Source organism: Luteibacter sp. SG786, assembly GCF_011759605.1.
Classification (GTDB): domain Bacteria; phylum Pseudomonadota; class Gammaproteobacteria; order Xanthomonadales; family Rhodanobacteraceae; genus Luteibacter.
On record NZ_JAAOYX010000001.1, the window covers coordinates 480415 to 501998 of the forward strand.

At 66.7% G+C, this 21584-nt stretch carries 14 protein-coding genes; 9 read left to right on the top strand and 5 right to left on the bottom strand.

What is annotated here, in order from left to right; genetic code table 11:
- Positions 1-151 precede the first annotated feature (151 nt).
- The 9 genes from FHS47_RS02050 to FHS47_RS02090 all read left to right on the top strand — a co-directional run bounded on the left by FHS47_RS02050 (position 152) and on the right by FHS47_RS02090 (position 15207).
- On the top strand, positions 152-1153 hold the full coding sequence (locus FHS47_RS02050; RefSeq protein ID WP_167022267.1) for a glucokinase: 1002 nt from the start codon (positions 152-154) through the stop codon (positions 1151-1153).
- Between the two features lie 8 nt (positions 1154-1161).
- Entirely contained in the window at positions 1162-3495 is a 2334-nt protein-coding gene (locus FHS47_RS02055; RefSeq protein WP_167022269.1) for a family 20 glycosylhydrolase, read from the top strand.
- Positions 3496-3564: 69 nt separating this feature from the next.
- Positions 3565-6741: a TonB-dependent receptor gene (locus FHS47_RS02060; RefSeq protein ID WP_167022272.1), complete on the top strand. Its 3177-nt coding sequence runs from the start codon at positions 3565-3567 to the stop codon at positions 6739-6741.
- Between the two features lie 8 nt (positions 6742-6749).
- On the top strand, positions 6750-8111 hold the full coding sequence (locus tag FHS47_RS02065; protein WP_167022275.1) for an APC family permease: 1362 nt from the start codon (positions 6750-6752) through the stop codon (positions 8109-8111).
- 4 nt (positions 8112-8115) lie between these two features.
- Positions 8116-10815 (top strand): sugar-binding domain-containing protein, encoded by a 2700-nt coding sequence (locus FHS47_RS02070; RefSeq protein WP_167022278.1) that lies wholly within the window; start codon positions 8116-8118, stop codon positions 10813-10815.
- 10 nt (positions 10816-10825) lie between these two features.
- Complete coding sequence (locus FHS47_RS02075) at positions 10826-11836, top strand: LacI family DNA-binding transcriptional regulator (protein ID WP_167022281.1); 1011 nt, start codon at positions 10826-10828, stop codon at positions 11834-11836.
- Between the two features lie 14 nt (positions 11837-11850).
- The gene (locus FHS47_RS02080; protein WP_167022284.1) at positions 11851-12672 is read left to right on the top strand and encodes a sulfotransferase; all 822 of its coding nucleotides are present in this window, start codon (positions 11851-11853) and stop codon (positions 12670-12672) included.
- Positions 12673-12674: 2 nt separating this feature from the next.
- Positions 12675-14375 carry a bifunctional sulfate adenylyltransferase/adenylylsulfate kinase gene (locus FHS47_RS02085; RefSeq protein ID WP_167022286.1) on the top strand — a complete coding sequence of 567 codons (1701 nt, stop codon included), beginning with the start codon at positions 12675-12677 and terminating at the stop codon, positions 14373-14375.
- Between the two features lie 232 nt (positions 14376-14607).
- The gene (locus FHS47_RS02090; RefSeq protein ID WP_167022289.1) at positions 14608-15207 is read left to right on the top strand and encodes a hypothetical protein; all 600 of its coding nucleotides are present in this window, start codon (positions 14608-14610) and stop codon (positions 15205-15207) included.
- Between the two features lie 35 nt (positions 15208-15242).
- Here the strand turns inward: FHS47_RS02090 and dnaE are convergent, their stop codons facing one another.
- The 5 genes from dnaE to FHS47_RS02115 all read right to left on the bottom strand — a co-directional run bounded on the left by dnaE (position 15243) and on the right by FHS47_RS02115 (position 21583).
- The gene (dnaE, locus tag FHS47_RS02095) at positions 15243-18788 is read right to left on the bottom strand and encodes a DNA polymerase III subunit alpha (protein WP_167022292.1); all 3546 of its coding nucleotides are present in this window, start codon (positions 18786-18788) and stop codon (positions 15243-15245) included.
- 77 nt (positions 18789-18865) lie between these two features.
- Positions 18866-19450 carry an NUDIX hydrolase gene (locus tag FHS47_RS02100; protein WP_208381737.1) on the bottom strand — a complete coding sequence of 195 codons (585 nt, stop codon included), beginning with the start codon at positions 19448-19450 and terminating at the stop codon, positions 18866-18868.
- An 88-nt stretch (positions 19451-19538) separates the two neighbouring features.
- On the bottom strand, positions 19539-20429 hold the full coding sequence (locus FHS47_RS02105; protein ID WP_208381738.1) for a 5'-3' exonuclease H3TH domain-containing protein: 891 nt from the start codon (positions 20427-20429) through the stop codon (positions 19539-19541).
- Entirely contained in the window at positions 20426-20992 is a 567-nt protein-coding gene (locus FHS47_RS02110) for a nitroreductase (RefSeq protein ID WP_167022298.1), read from the bottom strand. The genes FHS47_RS02105 and FHS47_RS02110 overlap by 4 nt, the downstream gene beginning before the upstream one ends.
- A gap of 39 nt (positions 20993-21031) precedes the next feature.
- The gene (locus FHS47_RS02115; RefSeq protein WP_167022301.1) at positions 21032-21583 is read right to left on the bottom strand and encodes a DUF3106 domain-containing protein; all 552 of its coding nucleotides are present in this window, start codon (positions 21581-21583) and stop codon (positions 21032-21034) included.
- Between the last annotated feature and the right edge of the window lies 1 nt (position 21584).

Genomic DNA, 21584 nt, shown 5'->3' on the forward strand with positions numbered 1-21584 from the left:
TGTGCGTGGGGGTATGGACGCCGTGGGGCGCCTGCTGCGCCATGTCTTGACACCGGTGTCAGTCCCGTTACACCCTGATGACCAATCCGGTGCGGGGGCACCTGGACGGGGTGGTTCACCCATGGGTCCAAAGGGGTGGGGGAAATCGGGGATGCACTTTCTCGCGGGCGATATCGGCGGCACGAACGGCCACGTCGCGCTCATGCGCACCGCTGCCGACGGGCGCCCGGGCGGCGTGGAGACGCTCGCGTATCGCGTGTACCCCTGCGCCGCGTTTCCTTCGCTCGCCGCGTTGCTGCAGGCATTCGTCGCAGCCGAGGTCCGCATCCCGGTTTCCCACTGCGTGCTGGCATGCGCCGGCCAGCCGATGGGCGACGAGGTGGTGAACGACAACCTTGCCTGGCCCGTCCGTTCCGACGTCTTGCGCGCCGCGCTAGGCCTGGAAGAGGTCGCGCTGCTCAATGATTTCGAAGCCCTGGCCTATGCCATTGAGGGGCCGCTGGCCGCCAGCGGCAGGCATTTGTGCGGCCCGCTCGTCCGTGGCCAGGGGCCGTCGCTGGTGGTCGGTCCGGGCACGGGACTGGGCGCGGCCTTGCATGTGCCCGGGTCGCCCCGCGCAGCAGTCTTCGCGACGGAAGCCGGCCAGATGGATTTCGCGCCCCACTCGCTGCGCGAGCGCGAGGTGCTGGCATGGCTGGCGCCGGACGGCGGTTACGTACCGGTCGAGCGCATCGTGTCGGGGCCGGGCCTGCTGACGGTCTACGAGGCGCTGTGCGCACTCGACGGCAAGGCGCCCGCGCTGGCGACACCCCGGGCCGTCACGGCCGCGGCCACGGCGCAGGCCGATTCGCACGCGGTTGAGGCGGTGGAGCTGTTCTGCGCGGCCCTCGGTGGTTTCACGGGCAACCTCGCCATGACGACCATGCCCACCGGCGGCATTTTCCTGGCCGGCGGTTTTCTGTCCTCCATGTTCGACCTGCTCGCGCGCAGCGCTTTCGAAGAGCGCTTCCTGCATGGTCGCAGCGTGCGGGCCTTGTTGGCCCAGGTGCCGGTATGGGTCACCGAGCACGGTTGCCATGGCGTGCAGGGCGCCGCCCGCTGGTACGTGCACCACCGGGCGCCCTCCGAAGCCATGGAGGGCGCGCACGCATGAAGCCGGGTATGTCCGCGAGACGCCACCGCCGCTTCGCTTTGGCGTGCGCGGCCATGGGCACGGTCCTGCTCACGGCGGGCGCTTCGGCCGGGTCCGCACCGGTCTGGTCGCTGCTGCCCATGCCCGCCGTGGTGAAGCCAGCCGGCGCCGGGATGGTCGACATCCGCGCCGGCGCAGGCGTCGCCGTGCGCGGAACCTCCGACGCCGCCACGGCGGCCGTCGTGGACAACTTCGTGCGGCGCGTTGCCAGCGTGCGCGGCCTCGGGTTGCGCAGGGTCGCGAAGGGCGAGCCGGCAGCGGTGACATTCGACGTTCGTCCGGACGCCGCGGTCGTGGGCGAGGAAGGCTATGCGATCGCCGTGGACGGGCAGGGCATCGTCGTCACGGCGCGCACGGCGCGCGGTGCGTTCTACGGAAGCGTGACGGCATGGCAGCTGCTGACGCAGCCGGGTTGGACGCGTGGCGCCGTGGCGCATGTTCCCTACGGCACGATCGAGGACCATCCTCGCTTCGCGTGGCGCGCCCTGCTGCTCGATTCCAGCCGGCACTACCAGAGCGCCGACGAGATCAAACGGCTGATCGACTGGATGTCGCTCGACAAGCTCAACGTGCTGGTTTGGCACATCACCGACGACCAGGGCTGGCGCCTGCCGGTGCCGGCATACCCGGAGCTGTCGACGAAAGGCGCGTGCCGCGCCGCCGTGGGCAACGACAGCGAGGTGTCGGGAGCCCGGTCGAAGCCCTATTGCAAGGTTTACACGGCCGCGGAAATCGGCGACATCGTGCGCTATGCCGCCGAGCGCTACGTCGAGATCGTGCCGGAGATCGATCTTCCGGGGCACTCCCAGGCCGCCATCGCCGCCTATCCATGGCTGGGCGTGACGGGGAGGCGCCCACCCGTATGGACCGATTGGGGCGTTAGCCCCTGGCTGCTCAATCCGAACGCGAAGACCCTGCGCTTCGTCGACGACGTCATGGACGAGGCGATGCGCCTGTTTCCCTCGCGCCACATCTCCATCGGTGGCGACGAGGCGGACAAGCAACAGTGGAACGCCTCGCCCGAAATCAACGCGCAGATGAAGGCGCTGAAGCTGGCCGACATGGACGAGTTGCAGGGCTGGTTCATGCAGCAGGTCGCCTCGTACCTCGTCGAGCACGGTCGTACGCCGGTGGGTTGGGACGACGAAGTGGCCGCCGGCGGCGCGCTCCCGAAGAGCCAGGTGGTGATGTCGTGGCATGGCGATCACGACGAGCGCGTGGCGCTTGCCGCGCTGCGCCAGGGCCACGACGTGGTCATGACACCGCAGGAATCCCTTTACTTCGACCATTTGCAATCCGGGAATCCGGACGAATGGGCCGGACCGCCGCCGGAAGTCACGCTGCGCCAGGCCTATGACACGCGGGTGGTGCCCCCAGGGGCCATTGCGGAGGAGGCGAAACATATCGTCGGCGTACAGGCGGGCCTCTGGTCCGAGCAGATGCTGACGTTCGCTCATATGCAGCACGCCGCGTTCCCGCGCATCGCCGCGCTGGCGGAGCTGGGCTGGTCGTCGCCGGACACCCACGACTGGAACGGTTTCCTGGCGCGCCTTCCCGCCGACATCGGACGTTACCGCGCCTTGGGCATCGCCGCCGCGGACAGCGCGTTCGCACCGACGTTCGAGGTGTCGCAGGAGCCTGGCGGGGCCTTCCGCGCCGCGCTCGCGAACCAGGTGCGTGCCGGCGATATCCGTTACACCACCGACGGCACCGAGCCTGGCGCGACGTCCACGGTATATACGCAGCCGCTCACGCTGCCGGCAGGCAGCATCGTGCGTGCCGCCACCTTCGCGCCGGACGGTGGTGCATTGTCCGCGGTGCGCTCCATGGCGCTGGACGAAGCCACATTGTGGAGCCGCGACGGCGCCACGCTGGAAACCTGCTCGGGCGAGCCGCCCTCGCGTCTGCAGGGCGCCGCCCCGGCGCATGGCCCGAGCCCCGTATACGCCGTCGAGATTGGCAACGCGTGCTGGATGTGGCCCGCGGCAACCATGCAAGGCGCCCAACGCGTGGTCGTCGCAGCCGAAAAGCTGCCATGGCGTTACGGCGACGAAGCCCGTGGCGCGGTGGTGCGCGCCAGCGATGGTGTGGATGACGCCGTCGAGATCCATGCCAACCGTTGCGACGGTCCAAGGGTCGCAACGCTGCCGCTCGGTCACGCCTCGTCGGCGGCCGGGCCGGTGCGGCGGCAGGCAAGGCTCGCCACACCTGTCGCCGCGGATGTGCGCGCGCTGTGTGTTTTCGCAACGGGCGACCCGCGCCAGGGGCAGTGGGCGATCGGAAAACTTTCGTTCTTGAAGTAAGGCGGTGCGCCTCATGGGCGGCCGGGCAGTACGCGTTCCCGACAGGCAACAGTCACGAGGTCACGGCTCATGTCCACAGCACTTCGCAAGCATCCCTTGTCGTTCGCCATCGCGGTAACCCTGCTGGCCGTCGCTGCGACGCCGGCGGGCGCGCAGGATGCGCCATCCGCCCAGCCGGTTGCCACGCAAGCCACGCCACCCCCACCCGTCGCGAAGAAGGGAAGCGGCAAGAACGGGCAGGGCGATGCCGCGCAAGGCGCCGTCGACCTGTCCGGCGTCACGGTCACCGGTGTTCGCGCTTCGCAGATGAAGGCGATCGACGTGAAGCGCGACGCCGACAAGATCCAGGACAGCATCACCGCCGAAAACATCGGTGCACTGCCCGATACGACGATCACCGACTCGCTCCAGCGCATCACCGGCGTGCAGATCAATCGCGACGCGGGCGTGGGCACCTCGGTGGACGTTCGCGGCCTGCCGCAGGTGGGCACGATGCTCAACGGCGAGGTGTTCATCACCGCCGACCAGATCGACTCGCAACAGCCAGACTTCAGCATGTTGCCGTCGACGCTTTTCCATGGCGCGGACGTGGTGAAATCGGCGACCGCCAGCGAAACCGATTCGGGCATCAGCGGCGCGATCGACCTGCATACCTACCGCCCGTGGGACCTGCCTTCCGGTTTCACATACAGCTACTCCGCCAACGGCGAGCGTGGCTCCACCACGAAGCACACGGGGCCCGAGGCCAATGGCCTCTTTGCCTATAACGACGGCCGCTGGGGCTTCCTGGTGTCGGGCGACTACTCCGATACCCGGCGCATGAACTCCAGCGAGGGCCTGGACCAGTACGGCGCGGTGCTCAACGGCGAGAACGCCACGAGCGCCGGCGGCTACAACGGCTTCCTCACGCCGTGGAACGGTGCGCCCATTCCGTCGCAGATCGTGCAGAACGCCGATGGCAGCGTGGACGTGAACGGCGACGGCAAGTCGAACGGCGTGTTCCTGGGTAGCCAGAACTTCGGCATCAACCAGATCATTACCCAGCGCCAGCGGAAGTCCGGCAATGCGTCCTTCCAGTTCGATATCGGCAACGGCTTCACCCTCACGAGCGATTACTTCTACTCGCAGCAGCACCAGTTCGACCGGAACGTCGGTGTCCAGTTCAACTCCACCAACTGGCAGGGCGCCACATACGTGCCGCTGCAGTCGCGCGACACCGGCCGCCCGGCGCTCGGTTCGTACGGCACGCCCGAGCCGGGCTGGGAAGGGTCGAACATCTACACCACGCAGGTCTACAAGAAATGGCCGGGCGATGTGGAGTCGTATTCGTCGATGATCCGCAAGTTCTCCGTGGCGAAGAACCTGAACCTGCAACTCGACTACGACGATGGCGGCCCCTTCACCGGCTCGCTTCGCGGTATCCACGACACGGCCTCGCAATCGTTGCAGGAAACCGACGTCAACATTTCCGATTCGGACGGCGCCCTCTGGCCCAACGTGCTGAAGGACGGCGTGCCCGACGACGCGGTGCCGCCCGGGACGATGGTGTATCCCGAGGAGCTGGGCGGCAACCGCGTGTTCAATCCCACCGGCATTCCGCAGAACACGATTCCCATCGTGGCCGACTTCCGCGGGCGGTACCTCAAGATCAGCACCCCCGCCGAGCTGGCGGCGGCGTTTGCCAATCCCGCCGCCTGGACCATGAAGACGCTCGAGTCGTCCGGCAATTACGACCGCAAGGTGGCCCTCAATGCCTTGCGGTTCGACGGCAAATTCGACTTCAACGATGGATTCAAGCTCGAGTTCGGCGTGCGCAACAGCATCCGCAATGCGGGCAACAAGGGCTGGACGTTCGAGACGCCGGTCTACGCCGGTATGGGGGCGAGCGACCCGAACGGGTGCCTCGTGCGCTACGTCGGCGCCGACGTGGTGCTGAACAGCGGTTCTTGCACGGCCGGCAACGACCTGGGCTACTTCCGCGCCGGACCGTTGTCGGCCATCTCCATGCCGAACACCGCCGGCCCCTTGGCGAACAACTTCAAGGCTTATCACAACCTGCTGGGCTCCGGCATCGACTTCTGGGCGATCGACCCCGACGCCATGAAGAATCCGGAGGCGTACTGGAAATCGCTGTATCCCGACACCGTGCGCGTGGCCGAACCCGGTACCACCTGGGGCGTGCGGCTCAAGGAGCTCTCGAGTTACCTGCAGGGCGACTTCAACGGCACGATCGGCGACATGCCGTACAGCGGCAACGTGGGCGTGCGCCTCATCCGCAGCAACCTCGACGTGACGCAGCACCTCAGCGGCGACCCGGGCGCCTACGGCGACGAGCCGGCGGACGTGGGCACGGATATCACGAAGCGCTCGTACCAGGACGTGTTGCCCTCGGCCAACTTCGCCCTGGACGTGACCGACAGCCTGAAATTCCGGCTGGCGTATTCGAAGAACATGATGCCGCTGGACCTCAGCACCTGGGGCGGCGGCCTGCAGTTGAACTACTCGTTGGCCGAGACGCCCGATGGCCCCGTGTTCCGCGTGGCCAACGGCACGTCCTCCGGCAACCCGAAACTCGATCCCTGGCGCTCGACCAACTTCGGCGCCTCGGCGGAGTGGTACATCAACCCCACCAGCATGATCAGCCTCGCGCTGTTCCGCATCAACGTGGACAGCTTCATCAAGAACGGCAGCGTCACCAATTGCACGTTGCCCGACGAGGACGGCGTGGTGCGCAACCACTGCATCGTGATCACCGAGCCCGTGCAGGGCACGGGCAATAGCATCAAGGGTGCCGAGTTCGACTATCGCCAGGGCTTCACCTTCCTGCCGGGCTTCCTCTCGAAGACCGGCATGGAACTCAATGCCACGTACGCGCCCAGCAACTCCGGCGAGAAGGACCTCGCCGGCAAGAAGATTCCGTTCCAGGACAATTCGACGAAATCGGGCAACGTCATCCTGTGGTACCAGGACGACCGCTTCCAGGCACGCGTGGCGTACAACTATCGCTCGCGGCGCGCGGTATCCGACAGCGTCGGCGGCATCACCGGCCTGGAACTGTACGAGGCGCCGCAGGAATACATCGACGCATCCATCTCGTACAAGTTCGCCAAACAGTTGGAGGTGTTCCTGAACGGCACGAACCTCACCAACGAGTACCAGCACTATTACCTCACCTGGAAGGACCAGCCCGCGCACTCGACATTCTCCGAGCGCATGTTCATGTTCGGCATCCGTGGCCAGTGGTAGGGGAGCCCATGAGCGAGCGTCACTTCCACCGGTCGATCGGTGTCTTCTCGGGCACTGCCATCAACATGACGCAGATGTGCGGGATCGGTCCTTTCATCACCATCCCGCTGATGGTGGCGGCCATGGGCGGCCCCCAGGCCATCGTCGGATGGATCGTGGGTGCGCTGCTCGCCATGGCCGATGGACTGGTGTGGGCGGAACTGGGTGCGGCCATGCCCGGTTCCGGCGGCACGTATGTGTACCTTCGCAGGGCATTCCAGAATCGCACAGGCAAGCTCATGCCGTTCCTCTTCATCTGGACGATGCTCCTCGCCATACCGTTGCTGATGTCCACGGGCATCATCGGCATGGTGGAGTACTTGCAGTTCTTTTTCCCGGACATGGGCTGGTGGACGGCACGCCTCGTCGGGGTGGCGGCGACGGCGCTCGTGACGTGGCTGCTCTACCGCCGGATCGAATCGGTGCGTGTCATCACCATCGCCTTGTGGGTGATCATGCTCGTATCGATCGTTGGCGTGGCGGCCGCCGGGTTCTCGCACTTCGACGCCAGGCTGGCGTTCGACTTTCCGCCCGGTGCGTTCGGCTCCCATTTCTTCGTCGGGCTCGGGGCCGGCCTCATCATCGGCGTGTACGACTACCTGGGCTACAATACCACGGCGTACATCGGCGACGAGCTGCGCGACCCCGGCCGCACCATGCCGCGCACCATCATCATCTCGATCGCCGCAATGATGGTGGTCTACCTCCTCCTCAACATCAGCGTGCTGGGTGTGGCGCCGTGGCGGGAGATCGCCGCCTCCAAATCCGTTGCGTCGCTGGTGGTGGAGCGCAGCTGGGGCCACGCGGCCGCCGAAGTGATGACCGCCCTCATCATCGTCACGGCGTTGGCCTCGGTGTTCACCGGCCTGCTCGGGGGCTCGCGCGTGCCATTCGAAGCGGCGCGCGACAAGGTCTTCCTGTCGACGTTCGGCCGGCTCCATGCGAAGCACGGGTTTCCGCACGTTGCGTTGCTGACCATGGGCACGGTCACGGCCATCGGAACCTTTTTCGACCTGACCGAAGTCATCAACATGCTGCTGACGGCGACCATCCTGGTGCAGTCCATCGCACAGATCGTCGCCCTCGTCGTCCTGCGCCGCCGTGAACCGCAACTTCATAGGCCCTACAGGCAATGGCTCTATCCGGTGCCTTGCATCGTCGCCCTCGTGGGCTGGGTGTACGTCTACCTGTCGGCATCGCCTTTGTCGCTGTTGCTTTCGGGCGCGTGGATCGTCGCCGGCCTGGTCGTTTTCGCACTCTGGGCACGCGTGAACGACGCGTGGCCTTTCGCACCGATCGAGATCCAGCGCCCGGCCGCCGGGGAGCATTGACGCCATGCAGAGAATCATCGTTGCCGTAGCCATCGTGGCGGGCCTGGTCGCCGCTCCGGCGGCGGTGGCAGGCACCACCTACACCGATACGCGTGTCGCCGCGGAAGCGGGCACCGTCAATTCCATCGGCCGCTGGCAGATCCAGGACACCGCGAAAGCACAGCAGGACGGCGCGGCGATCTCCATGAGCGGCTTTGTCACAAAGGATTGGTACCCCGTCACCGGCCGTGCCACCGTGATGGCCGGACTCCTGGAGAACGAGGTCTTCAAGTTCGACGTGTTCCATGGCGACAACCTTCGCGCCGTGCAGGTGCCCGACGCCAGCGGCAACCTGTTCGTGACGCCATGGTGGTACCGCGCGGGCTTCGTACTGCCGAAGGCTGCCGGGACACGACGCACCTTGCTGCGCACCCACGGGATCATCGCCGCCGCCGACGCGTGGGTGAACGGACAGAAGGTTGCCGATCGTGCGGATCTCGCGGGGGCCTATCCCGAGCACGACATCGATATCACACGATGGGTGCATGCCGGTGCGAATGCCGTGGCCTTGAAGGTCTACCCGGGCGACCCGCGCATGAGCCTGTCCATCGGCTGGGTCGACTGGAACCCCACGCCGCCGGACAACAACATGGGCCCCTGGCGTGGCGTGGACATCGTCCAGACCGGACCCGTGGCGTTGAGTGCGCCGCACGTCGCTCCGACCTTGTCGGCGGACCTCGCGCAGGCGACCCTGGCCGTGACTGTCACGGCGACGAATCTGGACATGGTGGCCCATGACGTCACGGTCGCGGGTATCGTTGCCGACATGCCGGTGCGGCAGGCGGTCCGCCTCGCCCCCGGGGAAGTGAAGGTCGTGCCGCTCGCCTCGGGCTCCGCACCGGCCGTGACGCTGGACCATCCCAAGGTGTGGTGGCCCATCGGCATGGGCGAGCACCCCCTGTACCGGATGGCCGTAACGGCGACGGTCGATGGCGCGCCGTCGGATCGGGCGACGACGAGCTTCGGCGTGCGTCGTGTCGAGTCCACGCTCACCCGCCAGGGCTATCGCCAGTTCATCGTCAACGGCCAGCCCTTGCTGATCCGTGGCGGTGGCTGGGCGCCCGACATGTTCCTGCGCGACGATCCCGCGCGCATGGAAGCGGAATTCCGTTATGTGGTGAACCTCGGCATCAATACCATCCGCAGTGAAGGCAAGCTGGAAAACGACCGCTTCTACGACCTTGCCGACCGCAACGGCATCCTCGTGCTGCCCGGCTGGGAATGCTGCGACAAATGGGAAGCCGCGGCGAAGACGGGCGGCGAGCCATGGACCGATGCCGATATGCGCACGGCGCAGGCCTCGATGGCCAGCGAGGCCCGCCTGCTGCGCAACCATCCCTCCGTGATCGGCTTCTTCATCGGCAGCGACCACGCGCCACCGCCCGCGCTTGCGAAGATGTACACGGATACGCTTCACGCCGAAGGCTGGTCGTTGCCCATCATCTCGGCGGCCGTGGACGAAAAGACGGCGGAAGCCGGCCCCTCCGGCATGAAGATGGCCGGCCCCTACGACTGGATTCCGCCGTCGTACTGGTACGCGGACAAGCTCGGTGCGGCGTTCGGCTTCGATTCGGAAGTCAGCGCGGGGGCCGTGATTCCGCGCCTCGAGGATGTGCAGCGCATGCTGTCGGCACAGGAACAGGAAGCCTTGTGGAAGTACCCGGAGGCCCGGCAATACCACGCCTCGGCCGACTGGTCGACGTTCGCGGTGCTCACGCCGTTCGATACGGCGCTGGCAAAACGCTACGGCGCACCTACGGGCCTCGCCGATTACGTGGCGAAGGCCCAACTGGACAACTACGACGGCGTGCGCGCGCAGTTCGAAGCCTTCAATGCGCGCATGGGCGCCGAGAATCCCGCCACCGGCGTCATCTACTGGATGCTCAACAACGCATGGCCGTCGCTGCACTGGCACCTGTACGACTACTACCTGAACCCGGCCGGTGCGTACTACGGCGCCAAGAAGGCGAACGAGCCGGTGCACATCCAGTATTCGTACGATTCGCGTTCCATCGTGGCGGTGAATCACACGCGGGAAGAACGCCACGGGTTGCAAGCATCGGTCAAGGTTCGCAACCTTGACGGGGGAGTGCGCTACGAAAAGCAGGTGCAGCACATCGACCTGGCGGGCAACCGCGCACAAGCGGTGCTCGGCCTGCCGTCGATCGCGGGATTGTCTCCGGTGTATTTCGTCGAGCTGGAGCTGGTCGGGGCCGATGGGAAAACCGTGAGCCGGAATGTCTACTGGCTGTCCACGCGCGAGGACAAGCTCGACTGGCCGAAGTCGAACTGGTACCTCACGCCGGTAACCCAGTACGGCGATTTCACTGCCCTGGCGTCGTTGCCGAAGGCAACCCGCGAGGTTCATGCCTCGACCGTGCGCGAGGGCGACGAGGAAGTCACCACGGTGAGGCTTTCCATTCCCGCATCGTCACCGGCGGTCGCCATGCAGGAGCACCTGGCGATACGCCGCGGCGCAAAGGGCGAGCTTGCGCTGCCCGTGACGTGGTCTGACAATGACCTCACGCTCTGGCCCGGCGAATCGGTGCTGCTCACGGCGCGCTATCCGGCGCAGGGCACGGCCGGGACGGTGGTCGAGGTGTCCGGTTGGAACACCCCCGCGGAGCAGATCGTCGCGAAAGTCACCCAGGGAACGAAGCATTGAAGAGGCCTTCATGTCGCGCGTGACCATCAACGATGTGGCCCGTGCGTCGGATACGTCGAAGAAGACCGTCTCACGCGTGCTCAACCAGGAACCGGGCGTGCGCAAGGAAGTGCGCGAACGCGTGCTGGCCGCCGTCGCCGAACTGAACTACCGGCCGCTCACCTCCGCGCGAAGCCTGGCCACCAATCGCTCCTTCATGATCGGGCTGCTCTACGACAACCTGTCGCCCAGCTACGTCATGGAAGTGCAGGCCGGCGTGCAGGAAGCCTGCGAGGCGCAGCAGTACAGCATGATGGTGCAGCCCCTTGACTCCAAGGCGCGGGATTTCATGGAACGCGTCGAGGGCATCCTTTGGCGGCACCGCCCCGACGGCCTGATCCTCACCCCGCCCATCACGGACCATCCGGCGCTGCTCGCGCATCTGCGTGACACCGGATTGCCGTTCGCCTCCATCGCGCCGCGCAAGTCCAAGGGTATCGCCGGCGTCATCCTGCAGGAGCGCGAGGCCGCGGCGGCGATGGTCGATCACCTCGTCGCGCTGGGCCACCGCCACATCGCGCACATCATCGGCGACCCGAAGCATGGCGCGGGCGTGTGGCGCCTGGCGGGCTACCGCGATGGCCTGAAGCGGGCCGGTCTCGAAGAACGCGCCGAGTACATGGTCCAGGGCCAGTTCTCGTTCGAATCGGGAGTGAAGGCCGCGCGCCAGCTGCTGCGCCTGAAGGAACGGCCCACGGCCATTTTCGCCGCCGACGACGACATGGCCGTCGGCGCCATATGGGCGGCTGCCGAAGCAGGCGTCTCGGTGCCCGCCGAGATATCCATCTGCGGTTTCGACGACACCACGATCGCCACGCAGGTGTGGCCCTTGCTCACCACCGTTCACCAGCCGGTACGCGACATGGGCAGGCGGGCCACGGAGGAACTCCTGCTCGGCCTGCTTGGCAAGGGCGAGCCCCGCATGGTCGAAGTCGACTACCAAATGCGCCTGCGTGCATCCACGGCGCCCGCACCCCGTTAGGGAGGAAGCACCGCATGTCCGATCGCCGGTTCCATTTCATCTCCGGCCTGCCGCGCGCGGGCACCACGCTGCTTGCCGCCATCCTTAACCAGAATCCGCGCTTCCGCGCTGGCATGACCAGCCCGGTGGCCGACATCATGGGCGTCGTGGTGGCCGAGGCCAGCAGCAAGAACGACTTCGCCTTCGACGTCACGGACGAGCAGCGGGTGGCCGTGCTGCGCGGCCTGGTGGAGAACTTCTATTCCGTCGATACCCGCGCCGAGGCGGTATTCGACATGAGCCGTCTGTGGTGCAGCCGCATGGGCCTGCTCGCCACGCTGTTCCCGGGGGTGAAAGTCATCGCCTGCGTTCGCCAGCTGGCGTGGGTGCTCGACAGCATGGAGCGGCTGGTCCTCAAGCAGCCCGTGAGCGTCAGCAAGGTGTTTCGCTTCGACACCAACACCACGGTGTACTCGCGGGTCGAGGCGCTGACCGATCCCCGCGGCATGGTCGGTTTCGCATACCAGGCCACGAAGGAAGCGTTCTACGGCGAACAGGCCCGCGATCACCTGTTGCTGCTGACCTACGAGAGCCTGGTGCGCGATCCCGAAGCGGCCATGCGCGCGGTATACCGTTTCCTGGGCGAGCCCTGGTTCGAGCACGACTTCAACGACATTGCGTACAGCGCCGACGAATTCGATGCGCGCGTGGGCATGCCGGGACTGCACGTCGTCCGCGCAAAGGTCGAGGCCGTCGAACGCGCGCCCGTCCTGCCACGCGAGGTTTTCGGCCGTTTCGCCAACGAGGCCTTCTGGGCCGATCCGAAGAACAATGTGAACCAGGTGCCCATCGTCTGACCATGATCGAGCCGCATGGTGGTGTGCTGAAAGATCTGTACCTGCCCGATGCAGAGGCCCTCGACGCGAGGCGCGCATCCGGTGCGCTGCCGGGCATCGTGCTCGGTCACCGGCACCTTTGCGATCTGGAGCTGCTCCTCGATGGCGCGTTCTCGCCGCTCGAAGGGTTCATGGGGGAGGCGGATTACGCGGCCGTCGTGGAGGGGCTCCGCTTGTCCGACGGCACCCTCTGGCCGATGCCGATCGTGCTCGATGTTTCCGAGGACACCGCGGCATCGCTGGCAACAGGGGACGATGTCGTGCTGCGGGACATCCAGGGCACCGCGTATGCGGTGCTGAGCGTGTCCGACATCTTTCGCCCGGAGACGGCTCACGAAGCCCTCCGCATCTACGGTACGCAAGACCCTCTTCATCCCGGCGTCGCCGATCTGCTGCGCCGGGGCAGGGTCTGCCTTGGCGGTCGCGTGCGTGGCGTGCAGCGGCCCGCCCACTACGATTTCGCCGACTTGCGTGCGTCCCCGCGCGAGATGCGAGCGTGGCTCGCCGATCGGGGCTGGGAGCGCGTCGTGGCCTTCCAGACACGCAATCCGCTGCACCGTGCGCACGTGGAACTCACACGGCGAGCCATGGAGGCGGTGGGTGGAAACCTTCTGCTGCACCCCGCCGTCGGACGTACACGGGACGGCGATGTCGACACGTACACACGCGTTCGCTGCTACCGCGCATTGTTGGCGCATTACCCACCGGATACGGTGAAGCTGTCGGTGCTGCCGCTGGCCATGCGCATGGCCGGCCCGCGCGAAGCGCTCTGGCACGCCATCATCAGGAAGAACTACGGCGCGAATTTCTTCATCGTCGGGCGCGATCATGCCGGGCCTGGAGCGGACGCGTCCGGTCGGCCGTACTACGAGCCGCTGGCCGCGCAGGCCCTGGTCCAGGCGCATGCCGACGAACTGGGCATGGCGGTCGTCTCCTTTGCGTCCATGGTCTATTCGCCGGGCCGACGGGCGTATGTCTCCAGCGAGGAACTGCACATCGGCGAGGCCGTGCGCGACCTTTCGGGCACCGAGCTGCGCAAGCGTCTTCGCGATGGCAGCCCCATCCCGGAGTGGTTCACCTATCCCGAGGTGGAAGCGATCCTCCGGCAGCGCTTCCCGCGCCCGCAGAACCGGGGGTGCGCCATCTTCTTCACTGGCCTTTCCGGCGCGGGCAAGTCGACCATCGCCCGGGCGCTGATGGCCGCCATCCTCGAAAAGACGGGGCGGCAGGTCAGCATGCTCGACGGTGACGAGGTGCGTAAAACCTTGTCGGCGGGCCTGGGATTTTCGCGCGCGGACCGCTCCGCGAACATCCAGAGGATCGCCTACGTCGCATCGGAAATCGTTCGCCATGGCGGCATCGCCATCTGCGCGCCGATCGCCCCCTACGCCGACGACCGGGCAGCCGCACGCGCGCTGGTGGAAGCGCACGGCGATTTCATCGAAGTGCATGTCAGCACCGCGCTCGACGTCTGCGAAGCGCGCGATACCAAGGGGCTGTACGCGCAGGCGCGTTCCGGCGCGCTCAAGCACTTCACGGGTATCAGCGATCCTTATGAAGTGCCCGAGGCGCCCGAACTTCGCCTGGACGGCGCGGAGCAGGTGCCGGCATCTCTCGCGGCGCGGATCGTCGCTGTGCTTCGGGAGCGTCAACTGCTCGCTTAGCGAGGCGGCGGTTCGCCGTCTGGCAGGCGACAGCGTGCAGAGGTCCGGGAGACGCGAACGATCCCTGGCCTAGGCTCGTCGGTGTCGCCGTGCGGGTCAATGCCGTCAAGGCATGTCGGATGTCGTCCCGTCCCATGTGGGGCGCGCCCTGGGCGCGGCCGGACTAGGGTGTAATCCCTTCGCGGAATCGGACTCCGCCTATGTCCATGACCCACAATCGCCAAGGAGCACCATGAATACTCGTTACCCATCCAGCCTCGCGATGCGCGCGGCTGCGGTCTGCGCTTGCCTTTTCGCCGGCCAGGCGCTGGGCGGCAATATGCCGTCGCCATCCCATCTGCCCGCATGCCACTCCTACATCGATGCGGATACCACCTGCCGTCTTCCCGTGAAGAACGGCGACTTCGCCAGTCTGGCCGGCTGGGAAGCCCTTGGACATGCCGCTCTCGGCGGCGAAGGTGGCAAGGCCTACGCTTCGCTCTCGCGCGGAGCCTCGATCCAGCAGCCCGTATACGCCATGTTCTACAAATGGGACGGTGCCGCGTATGCGCTGCGTTTCCGTGTGCGCGCCGAATCGTCCGACGCGGAAGTGGACGCGTCGCTCTACATGAGCGACAGCGTAGGCCGTAACACCACGTACATCGGCAGCGTGAAGACGGTTGCGACCACGGGTGCATGGCGCGTCGTCGAACTGGTGGCCAACGGAGTGCAGGTTCCGGCCCCGGCGCACGTGCTCGTAAGCATCTCGCACGGCGGCGGCGATTCCGCGGTCCAGGTAACCGACGTCACGCTGGTCGAGTCGTCGCAGGCGGAAGCGGTGAACCTGCGCTGATGCCATGCCGCTGCCCTTGCCCGGGCGGCGGCAACTCAATCGGAGGGACGGACGATACGCAGTTCCGTGCCCAGCACGCCGGGCAGGGTACGCAAGGTGCGCACGAGGTCGGGCAGGGCACGCACCCGCCAGGCGTCGCCCAGTTCGAGGCTGGCCTGACCGACGTCGTTGCGATACCCGGCCAGCAGAAGCGGCGTGCGGCCGCCGCGATATCCCATCAGCGTCTGGCGCAGATGCTGCGGGAAGTCCGAACCCACACCGTTGAGCTTCACCGTGAGCAGCCGGCCGAAGTGTTCCATGGCATCCGACAACGAATACGCCTTGCGTGCGCGCAGCTGGTAACCGCCGGCGAAGTCGTCGATGCGCAGCCCGCCTTCCACCACGATGAGGTTGCCCCGCGTGAGCAGCGGCGCCGCATCGGTGAACACCTCACGGAAGAAACTGGTTTCCAACAGGCCCGTGGCGTCCTCGATCTGCACGAAGGCATCGCTGTCGCCGCGCTTGCGCATGCCCACGACCATGCCGGCCACGGTCCAGGGCGTTTCCGGGCCGCGACGGAAGCGGCTCGCGTTGTCGTCGTCGTCGCCGCGACGCGGCTTGGGCGGCTGGTAACGCTGCGGAATCTCGCCGATGGGGCAGCTGGACAGCTGCGCCAGTTCCGCCTTCCACGGGTCGGTGGGATGGCCCGACAGGTAATGGCCCAGCGTGTCGTGCTCGCCTTGCAGCAGTTGCTCCAGCGGCCATTCCGGCACCGAGCCCGAAAGCTCGATGATGCTGGGCGCCTCGGCGGCGCCGAAGGCGTTGCCGAAGATGTCCACCTGGCCGGACGCGCGGTTTTTCGCTTCCTGGTCGGCGGCCCGCATCGCTTCGGGAATGTGCATGAGCAGCGTGGCGCGATTCTCGCCGAGCGCGTCCAGCGCGCCCGACTGCACCAGCGCTTCCATGGTGCGCTTGTTGAGCTTGTTCGAACCGACGCGCTGGCAGAAATCGACCAGCCCGCGGTAGGGCCCGCGCGCGTTGCGCTCCGCCACGATCTCTTCGCAGATGCCCTGGCCCACGCCCTTGATGGCGCCGAGACCGTAGCGCACCACCTTCGGCTCCACGGCCTCGAACATCCAGGCGGACGCATTCACGTCGGGCGGCAGCACCTTGATGCCGATGGCGCGCGTCTCGTCGAGGAAGGTGACTACCTTCTCCGTGTTGTCCATGTCCGACGAGATCGTCGCGGCCATGAATTCCGCCGGGTAATGCGCCTTCAGCCAGGCGGTCTGGTAGGAAACCAGCGCGTAGGCCGCCGCATGCGACTTGTTGAAACCGTATCCCGCGAACTTTTCCATGAGGTCGAAGATCGCGTCGGCCTTGTCGCCGTCGATACCGTCCTTGGCCGCGCCCTCGCGGAAGGTGGCACGGTGCTTGATCATCTCCTCGGGCTTCTTCTTGCCCATGGCACGGCGCAGCAGGTCGGCGCCGCCGAGCGTGTAGCCGCCGACGATCTGCGCCATCTGCATCACCTGCTCCTGGTAGACCATGATGCCGTAGGTCTCTTTCAGGATGGGCTCGACGCGCGGATCGGGATATTCCACCGCTTCCTTGCCGTGTTTGCGCGCGCAGAAGCTGGGGATGAGGTCCATCGGGCCGGGACGGTACAGGGCGACGAGGGCGATGATGTCCTCGAAGCGGTCCGCCTGTGCTTCCTTCAGCATGCCCTGCATGCCGCGGGATTCGAGCTGGAAGACGGCCACGGTCTGCGCTTTCTTCAGCAGCTCGTAGACCTTGGGATCGTCCAGCGGCAGCGATTCGATCACCAGCGGTTCGATGCCTTCGCGTTCGCGCCGCTTGTTGATCGCCTTCACCGCCCAATCGATGATGGTGAGCGTACGCAGTCCGAGGAAGTCGAACTTCACGAGGCCCACGGCCTCGACGTCGTCCTTGTCGTATTGGGTAACCACGCCTTCGCCGCTGGGTTCGCAGTACAGCGGCGCGAAATCGGTCAGCGGGGTGGGTGCGATGACGACGCCGCCGGCGTGCTTGCCTGCGTTGCGGGTGAGGCCTTCCAGACTCAGCGCGAGGTCGATGAGCGTGCGCGGCTCTTCCTCGGTTTCGTAGATGTCGCAGAAATCCTTGACGATGCGATCCGGCTCTTTCTTCGCCTTCTCGGAGCGGCCGAGTGCATCGGACAGCGTGAGGTCCAGCGGGCGGTTCGGAATCAGCTTCGCGATGCGGTCGACCTGGCCGTAACCCATGCCGAGCACGCGTCCGGAGTCGCGCAGCACGGCCTTCGCAGCCATGGAACCGTAGGTGATGATCTGGCTGACGTGGTCGCGGCCGTACTTGCGCGCCACGTAGTCGATCACCTCGTCGCGGCGGTCCATGCAGAAGTCGATGTCGAAGTCGGGCATCGACACGCGTTCCGGATTCAGGAATCGCTCGAACAGCAGCTCGAACTGGAGCGGATCCAGGTCGGTGATCTTGAGTACCCAGGCCACCAGCGAGCCTGCGCCCGAACCGCGCCCGGGGCCCACAGGAATGCCGTTCTGCTTACCCCAGTTGATGAAGTCGGCCACGATGAGGAAGTAGCCGGGGAAGCCCATGCGGATGATGACGTCGACCTCGCGGTCGAGCCTCGCCTGGTAATCCTCCAGGGTCTTGCCCGGCGCCAGCGGATTCGTCGCAAGGCGTTCCTCCAGGCCCTTCTGTGCCTGTTCCCGGATGTAGGTATCGAGCGTGTGGCCCTCGGGAACCGGGAAGTTCGGCAGGTAGTAGGTGCCGAACGAAAGTTCGAGGTTGCAGCGGCGTGCCAGTTCGACCGTGTTCTCCAGCGCCTCGGGAATGTCGGCGAACAACGCTTCCATTTCCGCGGGCGACTTGAAGTACTGCTCTTCGCTGTAGTCGCGCGGACGCTTGGGGTCCGCGAGCACGCGGCCCTGGTTGATGCAGGTGCGCGCCTCGTGGGCCTCGAAACCTTCCCGCTCGAGGAAGCGGACGTCGTTGCTGGCGATGACCGGGAGTGTGTACTCGCCGGCCAGCGCCATTGCGGCACGCACCCAGTGTTCCTCGTTCTCGCGGCCGGTGCGGGTAAGCTCGAGGTATAGGCGGTCGGGGAACAGGCGGCGCAAGCCTTCCAGCCGCTGGCCTGCGGCGGGCAGTCCGGCGCCGAGCGCCACACGGGCTATCTCGCTTTCGCGCCCGGCGATGGCGATGAGGCCTCGCACGCTTTCCGGGTGCATCCAGGCAGCCTCGACCAGCGCCCGGCCGGTGCCCTGGCCTTCGCGCCACGCGCGCGAGACCAGGCGCGAGAGGTTCAGGTAGCCATCGCGATCCTGGCAGAGCAGGGTAAGACGCCACGGGCGCGGATCGTCCGGGCTGGACACCCAGATGTCGCATCCCGCGATGGGCTTGACGCCGGCCGCCGTGCACTGCTTGTAGAACTTCACCAGGCCGAACAGGTTGTTCTCGTCGGTCAATGCGACGGCGGGCATGCCCATGCGCGCGCAGGCGGCGACCAGCTGCTTGATGCGGATGGTCGAGTCGACCAGCGAATACTCGCTGTGCAGGTGGAGGTGGGCGAAACGGACGGACATGGACGGCGCCTGATCAGGCCATCGGGAAGGCTAACCGGGGGCGGGTAAAGGGGCAAGAATTGACTTTCGCCGAAGCCTCAACGCATGTGCGCGTCCGGATGGTCGATGAACCACAAGCCGGCGAACAGCTTGGCGTCGATCGAGAAACCCTCCTTGGCGCGCTCGAACAGCCAGCGGCCCGCTTCGGCGCGCGGCACTTCGTGCACGACGATGTTCTCGGTCTCGTCGCCGCCGCCCTTGCCGACCTTCACGAGATCCCAGGCGCGTGCGAAGGCGATCATCTCGGTGCTCATGCCCGCGGAGGAGGGCCCCTCGTGCACGAATTCGATACGGCCGCAGGCGTAGCCGGTTTCTTCCTCCAGTTCGCGGCGCGCGGCAAGCAATACGTCCTCGTCCTCCGAACCGGCGATGTCGCCCACCAGGCCGGCCGGCATCTCGATGGTGTTGGCGAGGACGGAAACGCGGTATTGCTCCACGAAAACGACCTTGTCCTCGGGCGTGACCGCCAGGATGATCACCGCGCCGCGCGGATTGTTGCGTACGGCATATTCCCAGCGCCCGCGCTTCTTCAACGTCAGCCATTTGCCGGTGTACAGCGTTTCCTCCGGTGCGGAAGCGTCGTCGGGAATGGGCGAGGCATGCGGCAGCGGGCTGTTCTTCATGGGCGGCTCCTTGGCGGGACGACGAAGTATCCGGTCAAGGGTATCGCGCCTGTGTGACGTTGCGCGCTCCCGCATACAACCAGGGCGGTCAGATCAGCGCCTTGAGCCGCGTGCGCGTCAACGGGCCGAAGCGGATGCGTTCGCAGAGTTCGTCGATGGAGGCGGCGTCGCCGGCGCGCCGGGTCAGTGCATCCGCGGTTTCGGCCACGGCGATGTCCAGGGCGATGCGGGTGAGGCGGCGGCACAGTAGGGCCTGCTCCGCGTGCTCGCGCAGACGGGCGGCGCAGGCGGCCGCGCCGCGGATGCGCAGGTACGGCACTTCGTCCACGCGCTCGAGGATGTTGTCCAGGCTGCCGAAGTGCGCGAGCAGGGCCGCGGCCGTCTTGGCACCGATGCCCGGTACGCCGGGGATGTTGTCCACGGCATCGCCGCACAGGGCCAGATAATCGGCCACTTGATGCGGATGCACGCCCATCCGCTCGAAGACGCCGGCGGCGCCCCAGCGCACGTTTTTCGCGAAGTCCCATTGCTCGTCGGATTCGCCGAGCAATTGGCCGAAGTCCTTGTCCGCGGAAACGATCACGCCTCGGAAACCGTGCGAGCGCAAGCCCCACAGCGCGCTGCCGATGAGGTCGTCGGCCTCGTACTGGTGGTCGTTGAGCACGGTGAGCCCCAGCGCCGCCGCGATCTCCCGGCACAGTGCGAACTGCCGCACCAGCTGCGGGGGCGGCAACTCGCGATTGGCCTTGTAGGCGGGATAGATCGTGTTGCGGAACGAGGTGGTGAGCGACGCGTCGAACGCCACCGCGATGTGCTCGGCGCGGCTGCGCTCCAGCAATTCGCAGAGGAAGCGGGTGAAGCCGTGCACGGCATTGACCGGCTCGCCCTCGTGGTCATGGAACTCGTCGGGCATGGAATGCCAGGCGCGAAACACGTACAGGCTGCCGTCCACGAGGTGGACGAGGGAGTCGCCGCTCACGGATGCCACACGCTGGCGACGTCGTCGTACGAAGGGCGATCGCGCTCGGGCGCTTCCATCGCGGGGGTGCCGATATGGATGAAGCCGACGATGTGCTCGCGCTTCTTCATGCCCAGCAGCTTCGCCACGTCGCGATCGTAGGCTGCCCAGCCCGTGAGCCACTGCGCGCCGTAGCCGAGTGCCTGCGCGCCCAGCAGCAGGTTGTAGGCGACGCAGCCGGCCGTGAGGGTCTGTTCCATCTCCGGAACCTTGCTCTCGTCGTCGATTTTCGCCGACACCACGAGCACCAGCGGTGCATGCTCGTAGCGGTGCCGTTCCTTCTCCCGCTTCGCTTCGGAAAGATCGGGGTTCGCCTCTTCGGCAATCTTCGCGAGCTTGCGGCCGAAGGCGAGTTTCGCCTCGCCACGCAGGATGCGGATGCGGAAGGGAACGAGCTTGCCGTGGTCGGGCACGCGCAGCGCGGCCTCGATCAGGCGGCGCAGGGTGGCGTCGTCGGGAGCAGGCTCGCCGAGCTGGCGCGAAGGCACGGAGCGGCGGGCATCGAGGAAGGCGAGATCGGTCATTGGCGCAGTTTACCGGACCCCGTCAGGCCTTGCGGGAGCCTACGGATGGTCGGGCGGCCGGCGATCGTCGGGCGGCGGCGGCAGCGCGTCGTTCGGGCCCAGGTGGTCGACCGCGTCGCGGCGCTGTTCGGGCGACTGGCTCTGCCACCGGTCCATGAGCGCCTGCCGTTGGGCGGGGGGAAGGTTGCGGAAACGCTCGAAGGCGTCGTGCAGCCTGGCCCGCTGTTCCGGCGAGAGGTCCTGGAACTTCTGCCGGTTGCGGCGCGCCTCGGCGCGTTCCTCCGGCGTCATGTGCTGCCAGCGCTCGATGCGTTCGCGGATCTCGGCGCGGCGCTCGGGCGGCAGCCCGCGCCACCGCTGCGCCTTGTCGAGCATCTTCGACTGTCGCTGCGGCGGGAACGTGTCCCAGTCGTGTGCGAGCGGCGCGAGGATGTCCTTTTCGTCGGCCGACAGTGCGCTCCACGGCCGCGGGGCGGGCATGGGCGGCGGTTCGGCCTGACCCGGCGGCGGTGCCGGGCGATCCTGCGCCATGGCGGCATGCGGAGCCGCGAGCGCGAGCAACAGGGCGAGGACGAGCGGGACGCGGCGCATG